Origin of the sequence: Odoribacter splanchnicus DSM 20712, assembly GCF_000190535.1 — a bacterium.
Classification (GTDB): domain Bacteria; phylum Bacteroidota; class Bacteroidia; order Bacteroidales; family Marinifilaceae; genus Odoribacter; species Odoribacter splanchnicus.
Genome location: NC_015160.1, coordinates 141,918 through 158,700, shown reverse-complemented (window position 1 = coordinate 158,700; position 16,783 = coordinate 141,918). Strand labels below are relative to the sequence as shown.

Annotated in this window: 17 protein-coding genes; 1 reads left to right on the top strand and 16 read right to left on the bottom strand. The window is 38.3% G+C overall.

The genetic code is table 11. The features are described 5' to 3' along the window. Positions 1-77: 77 nt before the first annotated feature. Positions 78-659, bottom strand: a complete 582-nt coding sequence (ruvA, locus tag ODOSP_RS00680; RefSeq protein WP_013610499.1) for a Holliday junction branch migration protein RuvA — start codon at positions 657-659, stop codon at positions 78-80. Between the two features lie 11 nt (positions 660-670). Beyond that, positions 671-1,654 (bottom strand): tryptophan--tRNA ligase, encoded by a 984-nt coding sequence (trpS, locus tag ODOSP_RS00675; RefSeq protein WP_013610498.1) that lies wholly within the window; start codon positions 1,652-1,654, stop codon positions 671-673. A gap of 275 nt (positions 1,655-1,929) precedes the next feature. Here trpS and ODOSP_RS00670 point away from each other — a divergent pair, with 275 nt between their 5' ends. Then, positions 1,930-2,274 (top strand): DUF3276 family protein, encoded by a 345-nt coding sequence (locus ODOSP_RS00670; RefSeq protein WP_013610497.1) that lies wholly within the window; start codon positions 1,930-1,932, stop codon positions 2,272-2,274. Positions 2,275-2,321: 47 nt separating this feature from the next. Here the strand turns inward: ODOSP_RS00670 and ODOSP_RS00665 are convergent, their stop codons facing one another. The 14 genes from ODOSP_RS00665 to ODOSP_RS00600 form a co-directional block, all read right to left on the bottom strand. Then, the gene (locus ODOSP_RS00665) at positions 2,322-3,038 is read right to left on the bottom strand and encodes a tRNA threonylcarbamoyladenosine dehydratase (protein ID WP_013610496.1); all 717 of its coding nucleotides are present in this window, start codon (positions 3,036-3,038) and stop codon (positions 2,322-2,324) included. A 24-nt stretch (positions 3,039-3,062) separates the two neighbouring features. Further along, entirely contained in the window at positions 3,063-3,716 is a 654-nt protein-coding gene (locus tag ODOSP_RS00660; protein WP_013610495.1) for a TatD family hydrolase, read from the bottom strand. Between the two features lie 134 nt (positions 3,717-3,850). Further along, entirely contained in the window at positions 3,851-4,267 is a 417-nt protein-coding gene (locus ODOSP_RS00655; RefSeq protein WP_148233345.1) for a hypothetical protein, read from the bottom strand. 58 nt (positions 4,268-4,325) lie between these two features. After that, the gene (locus ODOSP_RS00650) at positions 4,326-5,636 is read right to left on the bottom strand and encodes a UDP-glucose dehydrogenase family protein (protein WP_013610493.1); all 1,311 of its coding nucleotides are present in this window, start codon (positions 5,634-5,636) and stop codon (positions 4,326-4,328) included. 94 nt (positions 5,637-5,730) lie between these two features. Then, positions 5,731-6,786 carry an NAD-dependent epimerase gene (locus ODOSP_RS00645; protein WP_013610492.1) on the bottom strand — a complete coding sequence of 352 codons (1,056 nt, stop codon included), beginning with the start codon at positions 6,784-6,786 and terminating at the stop codon, positions 5,731-5,733. Positions 6,787-6,832: 46 nt separating this feature from the next. Continuing rightward, complete coding sequence (locus ODOSP_RS00640; RefSeq protein ID WP_013610491.1) at positions 6,833-8,071, bottom strand: protoporphyrinogen/coproporphyrinogen oxidase; 1,239 nt, start codon at positions 8,069-8,071, stop codon at positions 6,833-6,835. Positions 8,072-8,073: 2 nt separating this feature from the next. Beyond that, entirely contained in the window at positions 8,074-8,832 is a 759-nt protein-coding gene (locus ODOSP_RS00635) for a glycosyltransferase family 2 protein (protein ID WP_013610490.1), read from the bottom strand. Positions 8,833-9,077: 245 nt separating this feature from the next. After that, complete coding sequence (locus tag ODOSP_RS00630; RefSeq protein ID WP_013610489.1) at positions 9,078-10,112, bottom strand: hypothetical protein; 1,035 nt, start codon at positions 10,110-10,112, stop codon at positions 9,078-9,080. Between the two features lie 16 nt (positions 10,113-10,128). Further along, positions 10,129-11,232, bottom strand: a complete 1,104-nt coding sequence (locus ODOSP_RS00625; protein WP_013610488.1) for an EpsG family protein — start codon at positions 11,230-11,232, stop codon at positions 10,129-10,131. Then, positions 11,232-12,251, bottom strand: coding sequence for an acyltransferase family protein (locus ODOSP_RS00620; protein ID WP_013610487.1), 1,020 nt, complete (start codon positions 12,249-12,251; stop codon positions 11,232-11,234). Before ODOSP_RS00620 ends, ODOSP_RS00625 begins: the two co-directional genes overlap by 1 nt. Further along, positions 12,244-13,437 (bottom strand): glycosyltransferase family 4 protein, encoded by a 1,194-nt coding sequence (locus ODOSP_RS18580; protein WP_013610486.1) that lies wholly within the window; start codon positions 13,435-13,437, stop codon positions 12,244-12,246. The genes ODOSP_RS00620 and ODOSP_RS18580 overlap by 8 nt, the downstream gene beginning before the upstream one ends. A 35-nt stretch (positions 13,438-13,472) precedes the next feature. Continuing rightward, positions 13,473-14,732 carry an oligosaccharide flippase family protein gene (locus ODOSP_RS00610; protein ID WP_013610485.1) on the bottom strand — a complete coding sequence of 420 codons (1,260 nt, stop codon included), beginning with the start codon at positions 14,730-14,732 and terminating at the stop codon, positions 13,473-13,475. Positions 14,733-14,777: 45 nt separating this feature from the next. After that, positions 14,778-15,797, bottom strand: coding sequence for a pseudaminic acid synthase (pseI, locus tag ODOSP_RS00605; protein ID WP_013610484.1), 1,020 nt, complete (start codon positions 15,795-15,797; stop codon positions 14,778-14,780). Further along, on the bottom strand, positions 15,797-16,783 hold the full coding sequence (locus ODOSP_RS00600; RefSeq protein ID WP_013610483.1) for an ATP-grasp domain-containing protein: 987 nt from the start codon (positions 16,781-16,783) through the stop codon (positions 15,797-15,799). The genes pseI and ODOSP_RS00600 overlap by 1 nt, the downstream gene beginning before the upstream one ends.

Here is a 16,783-nt window from a genome sequence, read left to right as displayed (position 1 = left end):
ATAATAACAAGATATACCGCATACACACACACATTGTTTGCAAACCGATTCACACTAATGATTTGCAACACATTTATTTATAATTGCTTCAGTGCTTGTTTAATCAGTTCCTCGACGCTGGTGACACCTCCACCGGCCATAATTTTATCCAATACTTTATTGGCCTGAGCCTTCACAAACCCAAGCATCACCAAAGCAGCCAAAGCTTCTTCTTTTATGGCCACCGAAGCGCCGAAGTTCATCTCTTCGGCACTACCTGTCACCGCTATTTTATCTTTCAATTCGATAATCACCCGCTGGGCCGTCTTCAGCCCGATTCCCTTCACACTCTTGATTGCATTTACATTCTCTGTCAGGATGGCTCCGGCAATTTCTTTTACCGTCATCGAACTCAACATAACACTAGCCGTATTCGCTCCGATCCCGGAAACCGAAATCAGCTGCCGGAAAACCGTTCTTTCCTCTTTATTGAAAAAGCCGTATAACAAGAGTGCATCTTCCCGGACAATCTGATGAATATATAAGGAAACCTGCTGCAAAGCTACAATCTGAGAATAGGTATTCACCGAAATATTAATATAATACCCCACTCCGCCGCATTCGATCACTGCGTAAGCAGGCGTCGCCTCCACCAGAAGGCCTTTTATATATTCATACATTTTTTAAGTCTTTAATTAAAACCTATGATTTTCCGCACCTCACGAATAGTCTTATCGGCACTGGCACGCGCTTTTTCCGCCCCTTCCCGGGCCACTTTATCCATATATTCCGTATCGGCGGCATAGGCCAGGATTCTCTCCCGGATAGGAGACGTAAAATTCACAATATCCTCGGCTAACTGTTTCTTCAAATCACCATAGCGAATTTCACAGGCATTGTATTTCTCATTGAAATAATCGTAAGTATCTGCAGAAGATACAATCTTCAGCATGGTAAACAGATTAGCGATAGCTTCGGGCTTTTCGCTATTGGGCTGCGTAGGACCGCTATCGGTCACCGCTTTCATCACTTTCTTACGGATAGTAGCGGCATCGTCGATCAGATAAATAGCATTTCCTTCGGATTTTCCCATCTTTCCGGATCCATCCAACCCCGGCACTTTAATCGCATCTCCCCCGAAGGAATAGGACTGTGGCTCCGGGAAAAATTCTACCCCATAGATGGTATTGAAACGCCGTGCAAATTTCCGGGCCATCTCCATATTCTGCTCCTGGTCCTTTCCTACCGGTACTTTATCAGCCCGGTGAATCAGAATATCGGCAGCCATCAAAGTCGGATAAGTCAACAGTCCGGCATTCACATTCTCCGGTTGTTTCCGGGCTTTTTCCTTGAAAGAAGTCACCCGCTGCAATTCTCCCAAATAAGCGTTCATGTTCAGGTAGAGGTATAGTTCCAGTACTTCTTTTACATCACTCTGTACATAGATCGCTGCCTTTTCGGGATCGATCCCACATGCCAAATACTCGGATAAAATCTTCCGTACATTGGCAGTCACGTCGCCCGGATGGGGATGAGTCGTCAAAGAATGCCAATCGGCAATGAAAAAAAAGCATTTATATTCATCCTGTAAACGCAGAAAATTTTTTACCGCTCCGAAATAGTTCCCTAAATGTAAATTTCCCGTGGGTCTGATCCCGCTAACAACAATCTCCATTTGAATCATTTATTAAAAAATAGACAAAACGAACTTATCTCTCTACCCCCTACAATCAACGGATTTTATAAGTTCCATCCTGCAAAGATAAGCTTTTATTCAAAATCGCTGAAACGGTTTTTCATGAAAATTAGAATTTAACAATTATCATACTTCCGAAGCAAAAAAGGAGGTGATTAAAAAAAATTAAAAAAAGTTACTTTTATAAGCTTTTTTTATTACATTTGAAACGCAAAATTGCAACTATTTTATAAAACTAAATTTTTCTACAAACAATGGAAGGATACGAAAGAAAAGAAGGAATGGACAATGATCGGGAAGAGATTTATTCCAAGGCAGTGAGAGCAGGGAAAAGAACCTATTTTTTCGACGTGAAATCAACTCGTAACAATGATTATTACCTGACAATCACAGAAAGTAAGAAGAGATTTGATAACGACGGGAATCAAAATTTCGAGAAGCATAAAATCTTTCTGTACAAAGAAGATTTTGAAAAGTTTGCTGAAGGTTTAGATGAAGTCGTTGCTTATATCCAGGCCGCCATCGGCGGAGAAGCTCCCAAAGCAGCCTACACCGACCCCCAAAAAGAAGAATTCGACGTCGATTTCGATCAGATTTAAAAAATATCACTTTTTATAAAAACCGCTTGTCGTAACAGGCGGTTTTTTTATTCTCCAATGAGATCGCGGACCACTACCGAAGCGATAAAGCACCCGAAGATAGGCGGCATATAAGAGATGGTCCCTACATTGGACTTCTTATTCCGACTCTCTGCCAGGACGATAGCCTCCGGATCGGTAAATTCCGACGAAAAAACCACCTTCACCCCTTTGTAAACCCCCAGTTTATGCAAGCGTTTACGCAACATACGCGCCAGATTGCAATTATAACTTTTCGAAATGTCCGCCACTGCAATTTTCGAAGGATCCAGTTTTCCCCCCGAACCCATCGAACTGACGACAGGCAAGCCCAATTGCAGACTATGATAAATCAGGAATATCTTCGGCGCCAAGGTATCGATAGCATCCACGATATAGTCGTATCGGGCCATTTTCAATACCTCGATCATCCGGTCATCCCGGATAAAATCGTTAATCACATGCAATTTAATCTCCGGATTGATATTCCGGAACCGCCCGGCCATAATCTCCGCCTTGGCTTTTCCCAGATTACAATCCAAAGCCGGCAATTGCCTGTTCTTGTTGGTCAGTTCCACCACATCCCCATCGATAATCGTCATTTCGCCTATCCCGGCCCGGCACAACTGTTCGGCAGCATATGCTCCCACCCCTCCTAAACCGGCGACCAAAACATGAGCCTGCTGCAATTTCTCCAACCTTTCTTTCCCGAGTAACAATTCCGTACGACTCAACCATTCAGGCATAATATAAAATTTCAAAGTATAACATTACAATTTAAACAACCGATCGAAATTCATCCGGACAATATGCTGCAATTCTTCCACAGCGATCCCCCTCCGACGGGCGACTTGCCCATAGACCTCCCCGATCGTAAAATCCGAATTATCCGTTTCGATCAGCAACCGGTCTGCCGGAATTTCAGGTAATACCCGATACACCTGCGACTCTTCGTTCATGGCATGCCTTCCGGCGGAAATATAAAATCCATGCCGCAACAAATCCATCAAGATCTCCCGCCGGTTATTGAATCCGTGCATAATCCATTTCTGATGTGACCGGCATTTCTTATAGGCAGTAATCAATTCCGGGATCGCCCTCACCCCATGAATAATCAACGGCACCCCATACCGTCCTGCAATTTCCGCCTGCCGTTCAAACAGCTTCAACTGCACTTCCACCGGAGCAAGCGCATTCCGGTCCACCCCCGCTTCCCCGACAGCCACAATCTTCCCCTCTGCTGCCGCCAGTTCTATCTTCTGCAACCTTTCCTCCACCCTATCATCGATATACATGGGATGAATTCCCAAAGAAAAGTAAACCGCCCCCTGCCCGGGCATAATCACATTTCCCAGACAAGGATCGACAATATTCACCCCCTCTCCCGGCCGATGTGTATGTACGTTAATCCAATCTTGTGGCATAAGCATCCTTTTACAACCACAAATATACACCATTCCTCCGGATAATCAATCCCCCGCTTTCCGTCAAGCCACACCTCCCCCGCCCCCGAAGGGGCACGTCCTGAGTCTCCCGGGATCCGTCCTAAAGTCGCCCCCTAAGTCAATTCTTCTAAAATGGTTTCCGCATCCGCCAATTCTTCTTCCCCCCTTCCCATCTTCCTCAACTCCTCCAGCATCCTTCCGGCCCGCTCCACACATTCCTCCTCCTCCACATAATAATAACAGCAGGCCAGCAATTTCACACTCTCCGCCGAAACGGCCAGGCGATCCAAATTCCGACCAACCACATCCAGCACCTCCTGCAACATCCCCTCATCCCGCGTCACCTCACAGGCATCCAACAGTGCCAAAAGCAATGCCGGATCCGAAATATCCAGTCTCTGCCTCGCCATCGCACACACACTCTCCAGGGCATTTTTCACCCTCCGGGCCTCCTCCATCCGTTCCACCTCCACCCGGCATTCTCCGTACTCCCGGCAAAGCCGCAAAATTTCTTGTACCAACTGTTTCATATTATTAATCAACATCATTAATATCGCGCAATCACCTGATTGTATATCAAGACTTTCACTATTTCCCGATACACTCATACACGAACCCTTGTTCTTTCAGCTCTCCTGCATCATAAATATTCCGCCCATCGATCAGGATACACTGCTTCATCAGTTTCTTCAGTACATTCCAGCCGGGCAAGCGAAATTCCTTCCATTCCGTCAGCAACAAAAGTGCATCTGCATCTACCACGGCATCATACATATCCCTGGCGTATTCCACCCGGTCACCCACTCTGCGCCGGCACTCCGGCATGGCTATAGGATCATACACCCGTACCTTTGCTCCGGCCCGGGTCAGCAAACCGATCATCACCAAAGCCGTAGCTTCACGCATATCGTCCGTCTCAGGCTTAAAAGCCAGACCCCAGATTGCTATAGTTTTTCCCGACAGATCCGGATAATATTTCGCCAACTTATGAAATAAAACCGTTTTCTGGGTCTCGTTCACCTCTTCCACAGCCTCCAATACCCGCATCCGATAACCATTCTTTTCCGCCGTTTTTATCAATGCTTTTACGTCTTTCGGGAAACAGGAACCGCCATACCCACAGCCCGGATAAAGGAACTTACTGCCAATCCGGCTATCCGCCCCGATCCCCTTCCGTACCATATTCACATCAGCACCGACCAGCTCACACAAATTAGCGATATCGTTCATAAAACTGATCCGCGTTGCCAGCATCGAATTGGCCGCATACTTGATCATCTCTGCCGACGGGATATCCGTGAAAATCAAACGGTAGTTATTCATCATAAAAGGCTTGTAAAGCTTCTCCATCAGCCGCCGTGCCTCTTCCGACTCCACACCGACCACCACACGGTCCGGTTTCATGAAATCGTCCACGGCATTACCCTCCTTCAGAAACTCCGGATTCGAAGCCACATCAAAACCCACTTCTACTCCACGCTTATCCAACTCTTCCTGAATTACCGCCTTTACTTTCCGGGCCGTTCCGACAGGTACCGTACTTTTGGTTACGACCAAAATATATTTATTTATTCCCCGTCCGATTGTATGGGCCACCTCCAGCACATATTTCAGATCGGCACTCCCATCCTCGTCAGGGGGAGTCCCAACGGCACTGAAAACCACTTCCACTTCATCCAATACCTCTGCCAGATCGGTAGTAAACCTCAGACGTCCTGCCTGAAAATTCCGGTGTACCATATCCTCCAGGCCCGGCTCATAAATCGGAATGATCCCTTTTTTCAGGCTCTCTATCTTCTCTTCCATCACATCCACACAAGTCACGTTCACCCCCATCTCAGCAAAACAGGTGCCTGTCACCAGACCGACATAACCCGTGCCTACTATTGCTATATTCATAACACGATTGATTTAAATGAAAAATCCCTTACCGGAAAAACAGTAAGGGAAAACTGGTATATAAACAAAACTATTCAGATCAAAAATGAAGCAACTACTCCAAATGATAATACGACTTAAACCAGGCCACGGTCTCCCTGATGCCTTCCCGGATGTCTTTCGAAGGTTTATACCCCATATCACGCTGTAAAGCCGAAGTATCGGCATTCGTCTGATACACATCTCCCGGCTGCATAGGCAGATATTCTTTCACAGCTTCCTTTTCGCAGGCCGCCTCTACCGCCGCGATAAAATCCATCAGCCGTACCGGCTCCGAATTGCCGATATTGTAGATCCGGTAAGGTGCCGAAGAGCAGGCCGGATCGGGACATTCCGCATTCCAGGCCGGATCGGGTTCGGCCACCCGGTCGATACAACGGATTACTCCCTCCGCAATATCGTCGATATACGTAAAATCCCGAAGCATATCCCCCTGATTGAACACTTTAACCGGCCGGTCGTGCAAAACAGCATCCGCAAACAGGAAAGGACTCATATCCGGACGCCCCCAGGGACCGTAAACCGTAAAGAAGCGCAAACCCGTCACCGGGATTCCATACAGATGACTATAGGCATGCGCCATCAGCTCATTACTCTTCTTCGAAGCTGCATACAGACTTACCGGATGCGCGATACTATCCTTTTCTGAAAACGGAACCTTCCCGTTCAACCCGTACACACTGCTCGAACTGGCAAACACCAGATGTTCCACCCGGTTCCAGCGACAACACTCCAACACATTGAAAAATCCGTCGATATTACTCTCAATATAAGCCCGGGGATTCGTAATCGAATACCGCACGCCCGCCTGAGCCGCCAAATGGCAAACCCGGCCGAACCGCTCATTCACGAACAGCATCTCCATAGCCTGACTGTCCTCCAGATTCATACGGATAAACCGGTAGGCCGGCCACTTCCGGCTCTGCACCAGTTTATACCACCCCACCTCTTCCTTCACAATACCGCACTCTGCAAGCCTTCCGTATTTCAACTCCACCTCATAATAATCGTTGATATTATCCAACCCCACCACCTCGTCTCCCCGTTCCAGCAGACGCTGCACGACATAAGACCCGATAAACCCGGCTGCGCCGGTGACCAGTATTTTCATAAAATTTATTTCAGTAATATTATAGAGGAATATCAAATCATTTCCCCTATTTATTCAATTTTTCAGCCAATTCACGTGCCTCAAGAATATTATCCTCTATAGAACAATAAGTCCAACTCCCATATCTACCTATAGAATATATATCATTCTTTTCTAAAATTTCTTTATATTCTTCCACTGTTTCTACACTCTTTTTATTTATGTGAACATAAGCAGGATTCATTAAAACAGCCTCATAGTCTACTAATTTTTGGGTAGTAATAATTCCCATTTTTCTTAAATCACTTAGTATTCGATCCAAATAAAGCCCTTCTTTCAGCATTTCCTGTTTTTGTGAAAAACCAATCTCAACATATAGTGACATCCGGTCTGTATTCATTATATTATCGTAATACCCAATACGATAAAAAATGAATTCCTTTTCAGGCACATATACCCAACTGTTCAGCTTATCATTACCTTTTGAGTCAAAACCTAAATTAAATACTAAAACTTTATTACAAGAAAAAACATCATCAGGATATACTAACTTACAAATGTCTAACAATTGGGGAAATGGTAATGTCGAAACTAAACGGTCATACTTTATTTCCCTCCGGTTAGTAATAGCAACTTTCCGTTCTACATCTACAAATTGCAAAACTTCATTCAAAGACAATTTATCCTGATCTATATTTTTCAATAATGAATAAACATATTCAATTGCTCCTCCCCGGGGATAAGTAAAAAAATGGTTATAGGAAGAATTATCATGAGAACGAAAATTCAATATAATATCTTCCTTATCAGCCTTGGGAAAAAAACGTCCCATAGCATTTACATCCAAAACATCCAAATCACAGGCATAAAGTTTTTCATTATAAGGAATGAGAAATTTTTCTGCAATAGATTTACCCAGATTAGCATAGACCATCTCTTTAAAAGTAGAATAACTATGTTTCCCGGCAGTAAACAAATCATAAAGACATTCAATCAATTCCTCTTTTTCCAATTGATGAATATTTTTTTGAAAAGGAAAATCGATATACTTTCCTTTATAATATATCTGAGTGTGTTTCTCTACCGATAAAAGAGAACTTGCAGAAATATTCTTACAAATATACTTCTCTAACTCAGGGTGCTGAAAATGAAAAAAATGTCCGGAATAATCCCAAACAAATCCATTCCTTTTAATTGTTTTGCAATACCCTCCTGGTTCACTTTCTTTTTCAACTATAAAAAAGTCGTTTTCTATAAAATTAGCATAACTGAGACCCGAAATCCCTGCTCCTATAATCAAATCCATAATTATCTGTATTTAAGAAAACCATTAACCGCCCAATGCATAAAATAATAAATACTTCTCAACAGCCCTAACTTCTCAACTTTATAATAAACCATAAATTGCGGCTTCATAACCTTTTTCTTGTTGCCAGTAGTACTGGTTGAGAATACACGATAAGAAGCCAATACCTCCGGATTTCCATAAGCATAATCAATCCTTTTCAACAGAGTCAACCAAAAAACGAAATCATCACGCATACTTCTCAATGTTTCATCAAAATAAACTTCTCCGGTTTTCTTTTTATCAAACATAGCCGTAAGGCAAGAAATAGAACAAGTTTTCAGCAGTCCCTTATAATTTACTTTTTCCGGTACAATAAAAGGTTTTAGTATTTCCTTACCAACCTCATTAATACGTCTGTATGAAGCATATACTATACCAGCATCTTTTTCCCGTAAAAAACACAATTGTTTTTCCAAAAAAGTACAATCCAATACATCATCTGCATCCAGAAAACAAATATATTGTCCTTGAGAGTGACGTAACCCATTATTACGAGCTGCAGCCGATCCTGCATTAACCTGCCGATATAACTTAATCCGCCCATCTTTTTGACTATATTCTTCAACAATTAGCGGACTATGGTCCTTCGAACCATCATCCACAATTATCATCTCCCAATCATTATAAGTCTGCCCAATCACAGATTCTATCGTTTGGACAATATACTTTTCTCCATTATACATAGGAGTAACAATGGATATTAAATCTTTTACAACCATCAATAATGTATTTTTATAAGAAAATAAAAGAAACTTCTATTAAGATATTCTTATCTGTTATTTCAAATATTAAGAATATCTTTTACCGATACGCCAAGGCAAGTAGCTATTAACATAAGCAATAGTAATCAAATATATCACCAAAACACTCAATGCTTCTACAATTCCATATACAAATGCCTATCCCCTTCCTTCCATATTAAATCAACACTATCATTTCGCATATCCCTTGATTTTATTCCTCTTCAAATAACCATCAATTCATTTCGTAATTCAAGCGGTGTTTTTACATAAGAAATACCCCAAAATTCCTCAACAATCTTTTTCTGTTCAGGAGTTATCAACCGTATATCAGAATCAAAATAACTACATACTTCCTCCAACTCACTTTGATATGTATTTTCATTATCTTCTGTACAAGAGGATAATACATGTTTCTCAACTATTTTATTCTTATAACAAGACTCTACTTTCTGTCTAAAAATATAATGTGGTTTACCTAAATAAATACAATATCCAACATGAGTACCCAGATTATTAGAAATCGTATAATCTGCCAATTCGATTATACTCCGCTGACGGGACAAAAAATTCAAATCAAAACGATGACCGGAAGTTACAATTTTATACCCCTTTTCAATATAGTTGGCTACCAATGTTGTATTTAATGCATCGGTCCAATACAAAGAAATCAATACACTATCATAATCAACTTTTATTCTTTCTATTTCAGCAATAAAATCATTTATATTATAACTTGAATCAGCTCCAATTATCCCATGTGAGGGGAATACCAATAAAACTTTACCTAACTCACTCTTCAATTTCCGGAACTGTTCATCAGTCAGTAATGGACTAGCGTAATGAATATAAGGACCAATAGGTATTATTGTCTTATTTATATTTCCTTCTTTCAAATGCTTAATTCTTCTTGGACCATAAGTTACGATCGAATTTACCGGATAAATCCGATCATCTTTTCTAACTAAATTCCCAAAAAATACTCCATGTTCAATAGAAGCATTCAAACTTCTGCTTACATTCAATCCTGCATATTTTTTTAGAGTATAAGACAATCCATAAAGATTATTATCTATAACCAAATCAGTAGGAGCATAAGGAATTGGCTTTATGAGATTTTTGTAATCAAAAATAGTCAAGTTCTTATTTTCAGCTATAATCTGTTGAAACCGATAACTATTTTTCAAGCTATAAAACTCATTTATCAACGTAAGAACAAATCTGTTTTTTATTGCTAATCTTCTAAGAGAGTGATTCATATTAAAATATAACGGTTTAAATTTCATTGTGATAATATTCGGAAGGAGGATTTTCCAAATCTTCATTAAAAATTGTTCTGTATGGAACCGCACCATGTTTTTCCATTCCGGTCAAAGACTGAATTGAAAAATAGATAAAAGTCAAAAAAATGAATACTTGGGCAACTTGTCTATAACGACGTAACGTCACAAAATGAGCAAAAACAATTACATTGGTATACATTAGATAAAACGCAATTCTTTCAAGTAACAATATACCAACAGAACAGATATACAATACTGACCCTAAAAAATAAATGGTAAGAATTGTATTCGGAACAGATTTTCTATAAACAAAAGCTAATAGTACAGCCATCAGAAAATTATACAAAATACCAAATCCCGGTGTAGCTTCTACGGTATATATATCTACCTTCTCAATATATGCATTATAAAAAGGAATATGAGAAATTATAGCTATAAATACTTGACGCAATATTCCTGTATACTGTAAAAAGAAAAAAGAAACCAATAAAAAAAGCCAAGTATAATATGACAATCTAATATAACGGACAAAATATACAAAAACCAAAATGAATGCAGAAAAATGAAAAGTAGCAGCTAATAAGATACACAGCAGATACCTAATAAATTTTCTATTTTCTATAAAACGAATAGAATAAATAAAAATAGACAACGCAACACCCTGTCTAATTCCATTATTTAAAAAGATCAATAACCCTAACGTAAATGTAAAAAAGATACCCCACTTTAGTATATTATAATAATTTAAAGTCTTAAATATGAAGATAAACGATATCAGAGTAGCAAAAGCAAATACATATATATATCCCGCATAACAATTTAAAAATATACGATTTAAAATAAAATAAGCAGGCTCCCAAAAATATACATTTGCACCATAGAATTGCTTAATACCATAAAAACCAATAACGTAACGTGCATAATCATTACCTACATAAAAACGTAAAGCACAAAAAAATACAACAAATAAAAATGAAAAAATCAACCAAACTTTTCGTTGCAAAGGCAACTCAGTAGTTTCATATTTGTTGGTAAGAAAAAACATTATGAGTAAGCTACCTACATAACAAAAAAAAGAATAAAAATCTAATTCCATTATAATAATATCTTATTCACTTTCATTTTTACCAAAGTCCATGTAAGAAGTGCACTTCCTCCCAATGCAATCACCCCTGCAATTGCAGGTAATAGCATTATATTTATTTCAGATGGAAGTTCTGTATAATTATATAAATAATCGATTATCATTTGATGAAACACATAAATCCCCATACTCAATATTGAAAATTGATAAAAAAATGATTTCAGTCTTCCATTCTTGCTCAATATCTTGTTCACTAATAAAAACAATGATATAACTCCACAAAATTTATACACGCTAGATATGCCAAAACGGATAGCAGCATTGAATGATGCACCAAAACTTGACCATTGTTTAAGAACTTCATAGTAACTTATAAATGAAAACAGACTAATGAATATCAGCAATATAATCCATCGCCATTTCAAAAAATTCGAAAATATCACATTCCTGTAAAAGCAAATATAAAATCCTAAAACAAAATAAAACAAGTATTTAAACGCCATGAAAAATCCCCCAAAAGATACAGAAATATAGCGGGACAAAACACACAATATAAATGAACATAAAACAACAATCCAAAAATTATTTATATACTTAAATAAGACAAAACCTATTATAAAACACCAAAATAACATCGGTAAAAACCACAAATGTCCTACGCCATTGAGTAATTCACCAAAAAATTGCCAGCCAGATTCAAAAACAACCTTATTTAATGCAAACGCATATACAATTCCCCAAACAATAGCGGGAATTATTAATCGACGACATTTTTTTTTCAGTAAAGAAAAGAAAGTATAATCCTTTATCTGTGAAGCAAATAAAAAACCAGAAATAAAAGTAAACATTTCCAACATAATAGCATAAGCCCCCCTCGCAACCCAAACATATATATAAGTAGCCTCGCCAAACTCATAAACGAAAGGAACTTTCCATGCACCTACAAAAAAAGCTGTCGAATGATAAATAATTAACCACAAGATGACAATAAAACGAAGAATAACAATATCATCAAAACATTTTTTATTCATACGATACTTTAAGACGATCCAACATATCACAATAAGCTTTTAACATCTGATCAAACGAAAACTCATTTTCAAAACGTTTTCGAGAATTTTCTCCCATTGTTTTCCAATCATATTTAGACAAATCATTTAAAACATTTACTAAATCAGAAACTATTGGCTTTATTAAAATACCATTATAAAAAGATGTAACTTGTTCAGGAATACCGGAAATATTAGTACTAATAATAGGTAATCCGGCTCTCATAGCTTCTATAATAGAAATGGGAAGTCCTTCATTATTACTCATTAAAACAAAAATATCCTCATCAGTAATTCTACTATGAATTTCTTCATTCCGTACATTACCGTAAAAAGTCACCTGTTCTTCTAATCCATACTGAACCACTTTATTCTGTAAAACAGCCAAATCAGGTCCCGTTCCAAATAAGGATAAATGAATTTCTTTGCTTTTCTCTCTATCCATAAGATGTAAAGCCTCAATGATCAAATATTGGCCTTTACGTTCACATATAGATCCGGTAGAGCATAAATGATACTTAAAAGCATCTTTCTTTTCTCTCTTTATTATCGGTTTATCATCTATACCATTGTGAAAAAAAACAGTTTTATTAATATCTACTCCGGGATTCTCTAATAAAAAATTTTTTTGTCCGATACGGGCTATAAAAACAAAACAGTCAAGAGAACGAATAATATAATCAATCCTTCTATCCAAATATTTCAGAAAAAGCGTGTTCTTCAATTTAGGATAAGACTTCAGAAACATTTCCCACCGTTTCCCATCCGTATGAAAAAAACAAACTTTTTTAGCCGAAGATTTTATATTTTTCAAATAAGCATAACAAGCATCCTCCTCATGGAATACAACAATGTCTGGTTTCCGGTTGAGTTTTTTATATATCCTGACCAAACGGTTGGCATTACGAATATAGCGCAATAAAAACAGAATAGAAGTGTACCTATTTTTCCTAAGCCATTGCTTCAGTTTGGAACGAAAAGTCAACCCTTTTGAAAAATCCACCTCCGCAGACTTTCCATTAGAAACCAAATAATCATAAGTAAAAATCTCTAATTCATAACCGCGTGCCCTCAGATACTCTTTATTCTTTAATAAACGCCTTAAAGTCCCTGTAGGACCGATTGCCGCATTTATATAGTTTGGAAAAATGACATCAACTTTTTTCATACAAAATAGATTAATTATATCTAACATCCTAAATTTCAAGTATGCTCTAATCTTTCTATCTTAAACATAATTCTCAGACGATAAATTAACTCCCCCAAATAAGAAGCCACGGTTAAAAGAACAAACGAAGTAACAGAGGTCAAATAATCCATAAAATACATCCCGGCCAACAAACTCAAATAAACAGCAGTCGTCACAATAATACTATATAAAACATACTTTGTGTACCCCAATGCCACCATTAGGTTAGAAGAAATAAAACTACTAACTCCAACTATAACAGGAGCTAATAAATACAAACGAATAGGCAATAAATCTATCTCTTCATCAATAAAAAAATGTACAACCTGAGGTAAAAACAGATTCAATACAATAACTAATCCCAAAGTACAAGCAAATAAAACAAGGACTGTTTTTCTAAACAACAATACATTCCTTTCTTTAGCTATTTTAGGAAATAAAACTGTTCCGACAATTCCGGCCGGTTTTAGAATTACATTCATAAACTTAGAGCCCAAATCATACACAACCACATCACTCATCCCTACCCAGGAGCCCAGCAAAATATAATTTAACTTATCTTTTATTGTACAGATTACATCAGTAAAAAAAATGGGGGAAGCATCTTTCAAATAATATTTCATATTAGCATAGGATGGCAAACGGAATACTATTTTTTCCCGTACAAATACCACATACAATGCCAAAATACCTCCAATAAAATAGCCTACAGTAAACAACAAGGGTACATAAACATAATCCTCAGTAGTCGTTATGCACAAAAAAATCAAAACAATAAAAATAGACCGAATAACAATATTCACAATGGTTATATATTTCATCTTCTCAATACCCTGAAAAAAATATTGAGGAAATAATAACTCATTAAAAGTAAGTCCAAACGAAAAAACAAAAAGCCAGAAATGCTGTCGATAAGCCGGTATTAACCCTATTACGATAATATAAATACCCAAACAAAATAACCACAATATCGCCTGAAGCGTTAAAATGGTAGACATAATCTCTGACAACTTCTCCTTATTGTCCCTAAAAACAGATATATGCCGCGCACTCACCCGCTTAAAACCAAAATCGACAAGTATAGAACAATAACTAGCAACAATTTGTGCTGTAATCACCCAACCATACAAATCACTACCCAACACCCTCACTAAATAAGGATAGGTAATTAATGGAGCAAGCATTACAAAGATTTGTAATATAGAGATATAAGTAAAATTCTCAAATAATACAGAATGACGTTTCAATAACTCCCTGTACTTTACAACTCCCATACCTAGTATCAACAAATTATCCTTAAGTAATTATTTTTGTGCCTATCATTCACTTCCAACAAACCTCAATTCAAACGGAGTACCTTTCTCCAAATCCTGGTTCACCTTCCTGCCCAGACATTCATTCAGATACTTCGGATGCAATCCACATCCCGGACGGATAGAACGAAGATTAGAGGTTGTCAGCCTATCTCCTTTCTTCATATCCTCGCAAATAAACAACGAACGGCAACAATCGCGCCCACTGATTGCATTCACATCCGTAGGATATAAAACTTTTCCCCTTACCATTTCAACTTCACGTATGGTTTTTACCATATCGGCAAATTCAGCCGGTTCCATTGAAAATCCGCTATCCGGACCTCCCATTTTACGATCCAGTATCAAATGTTTTTCCACCACTGTTGCACCCAATGCAACCGCTGTTACTGCTATGGTATTAGTCATGGAATGATCCGAAACACCCACCTTTACTCCAAACCGTTGCTTCATATCGGGAACAGTAAGCAAATTCGCCTTTTCCAAAGGAGCCGGATAAGCCGAAGTACATTTCAGGAGAGTAATATCCTGATTGTTCACCTCCTGGCATACTTTTAATGCCAGTTCAATATCTTCCGGGGTAGCCACACCGGTAGAAATAATCATCGGTTTACCTTTGCTTGCTGCATAACGGATCAGATTGATGTCCGTAATTTCAAAACTAGCTATTTTATAAATTGGATTATGAATGCTTTCCAAAAAATCTACGGCAGTAAAATCAAAAGGAGTAGAAAAACATTCCAACCCCAGAGCATATGCATATTCAAACAACTCCGCATGCCATTCCCAAGGTGTATAAGCTTCTTTATATAACTGATACAACGAATATCCATCCCATAAACCTCCTTTTTCGATGAAACAATCTTTATCCGAATCTATTGTAATCGTATCAGCCGTATAAGTCTGCAATTTCACAGCATCCGCACCTGCTTCTTTTGCCGCAGCTATTGTCTTCTTTGCCAGGGATAAGCTACCGTTATGGTTAGCCGATAATTCCGCAACAATAAAAGTTTTATCATTTTCCATCAAATCTCTATTAAAGATGTTATTTTTCTATATCTTTTTCCCAGACATTGCACACGTTGACAATCAACGTATTCATGATTAATCCAGGCATGAAGTAAAGCAGGTACATTAACGCCGGCAGCTTCAGAGAATATATAACCGCCTCCAAAACGAGGATTGACATCTATCACATACAATTTTCCTTCAACATTAAGAAAATCACAATCCATATTTCCTTGATGCTGAAACAAAAAAGACAACTTTTCCGCAAGAATTTCTGCTTCCGGGAAACAAACCATTTCAGCAACATCCGTTTCCCCTCCCCGCATTTCCAATTTCTTCTTAACAACACACAATCGGTATTTCCGGTCCAAATCATTTATAATATCCATACCATATTCGTCAGAAAATAACATTTCCTGATAGACTACATTCAGATCCGGATTTTTAACTGCACCTAAAAATGAAGGAAATGAAGCCTGACCGGTATTATTATAATTCTTCAAATCATCTTCAGAATGGACTACAGCCAATCCTTTAGAACCCATTCCCCAACGATTTTTTATAATCAATGGATAATGTATCCGGCCTGCTTTAAGATCTGTTTGCAGTTTGTCAACTTCTATATAGGTCAATGGCGTATAAATTCCATTGGTGATCAGATACTCATAAAACAAATATTTATCCAGACAAAGCAGGGCTTTATCGTAAGGTAAACCGATCAAATGACAACCTGCATTCTCAAGTAAAACCTCATTTCCAGATAAAACGACAACCTCAATATCACTCAAAGTCAGCACATAATTTATTTCATGCTCACATATGAATGATGTTAAAACATCCATATATTCCTCAGAACCATACAAAGGCATTTTTAAAGAAGTAAACTCTTTGTAAGTCTCAAGAATCAGATCATTATTATCACCTATATAAACTTCAAAATAAACCTTGAACAAATCAATTAAATACCGCTGACGACCCGGACTTAAAACCAAGATTTTCTCCAT

What these genes read in the sequence shown, in the direction of transcription:
- ODOSP_RS18580 (WP_013610486.1), bottom strand. Translation starts at nt 13,437, where the DNA reads ATGAAAAAAGTTGATGTCATTTTTCCAAACTATATAAATGCGGCAATC.
- pseI (WP_013610484.1), bottom strand. Translation starts at nt 15,797, where the DNA reads ATGGAAAATGATAAAACTTTTATTGTTGCGGAATTATCGGCTAACCAT.
- ODOSP_RS00640 (WP_013610491.1), bottom strand. Translation starts at nt 8,071, where the DNA reads ATGGATTTGATTATAGGAGCAGGGATTTCGGGTCTCAGTTATGCTAAT.
- ODOSP_RS00610 (WP_013610485.1), bottom strand. Translation starts at nt 14,732, where the DNA reads ATGGGAGTTGTAAAGTACAGGGAGTTATTGAAACGTCATTCTGTATTA.
- ODOSP_RS00660 (WP_013610495.1), bottom strand. Translation starts at nt 3,716, where the DNA reads ATGCCACAAGATTGGATTAACGTACATACACATCGGCCGGGAGAGGGG.
- ODOSP_RS00600 (WP_013610483.1), bottom strand. Translation starts at nt 16,783, where the DNA reads ATGGAGAAAATCTTGGTTTTAAGTCCGGGTCGTCAGCGGTATTTAATT.
- ODOSP_RS00665 (WP_013610496.1), bottom strand. Translation starts at nt 3,038, where the DNA reads ATGCCTGAATGGTTGAGTCGTACGGAATTGTTACTCGGGAAAGAAAGG.
- ODOSP_RS00650 (WP_013610493.1), bottom strand. Translation starts at nt 5,636, where the DNA reads ATGAATATAGCAATAGTAGGCACGGGTTATGTCGGTCTGGTGACAGGC.
- ODOSP_RS00620 (WP_013610487.1), bottom strand. Translation starts at nt 12,251, where the DNA reads ATGAATAAAAAATGTTTTGATGATATTGTTATTCTTCGTTTTATTGTC.
- ODOSP_RS00635 (WP_013610490.1), bottom strand. Translation starts at nt 8,832, where the DNA reads ATGGTTGTAAAAGATTTAATATCCATTGTTACTCCTATGTATAATGGA.
- ODOSP_RS00625 (WP_013610488.1), bottom strand. Translation starts at nt 11,232, where the DNA reads ATGGAATTAGATTTTTATTCTTTTTTTTGTTATGTAGGTAGCTTACTC.
- ODOSP_RS00630 (WP_013610489.1), bottom strand. Translation starts at nt 10,112, where the DNA reads ATGAATCACTCTCTTAGAAGATTAGCAATAAAAAACAGATTTGTTCTT.
- ruvA (WP_013610499.1), bottom strand. Translation starts at nt 659, where the DNA reads ATGTATGAATATATAAAAGGCCTTCTGGTGGAGGCGACGCCTGCTTAC.
- trpS (WP_013610498.1), bottom strand. Translation starts at nt 1,654, where the DNA reads ATGGAGATTGTTGTTAGCGGGATCAGACCCACGGGAAATTTACATTTA.
- ODOSP_RS00655 (WP_148233345.1), bottom strand. Translation starts at nt 4,267, where the DNA reads ATGAAACAGTTGGTACAAGAAATTTTGCGGCTTTGCCGGGAGTACGGA.
- ODOSP_RS00645 (WP_013610492.1), bottom strand. Translation starts at nt 6,786, where the DNA reads ATGAAAATACTGGTCACCGGCGCAGCCGGGTTTATCGGGTCTTATGTC.
- ODOSP_RS00670 (WP_013610497.1), top strand. Translation starts at nt 1,930, where the DNA reads ATGGAAGGATACGAAAGAAAAGAAGGAATGGACAATGATCGGGAAGAG.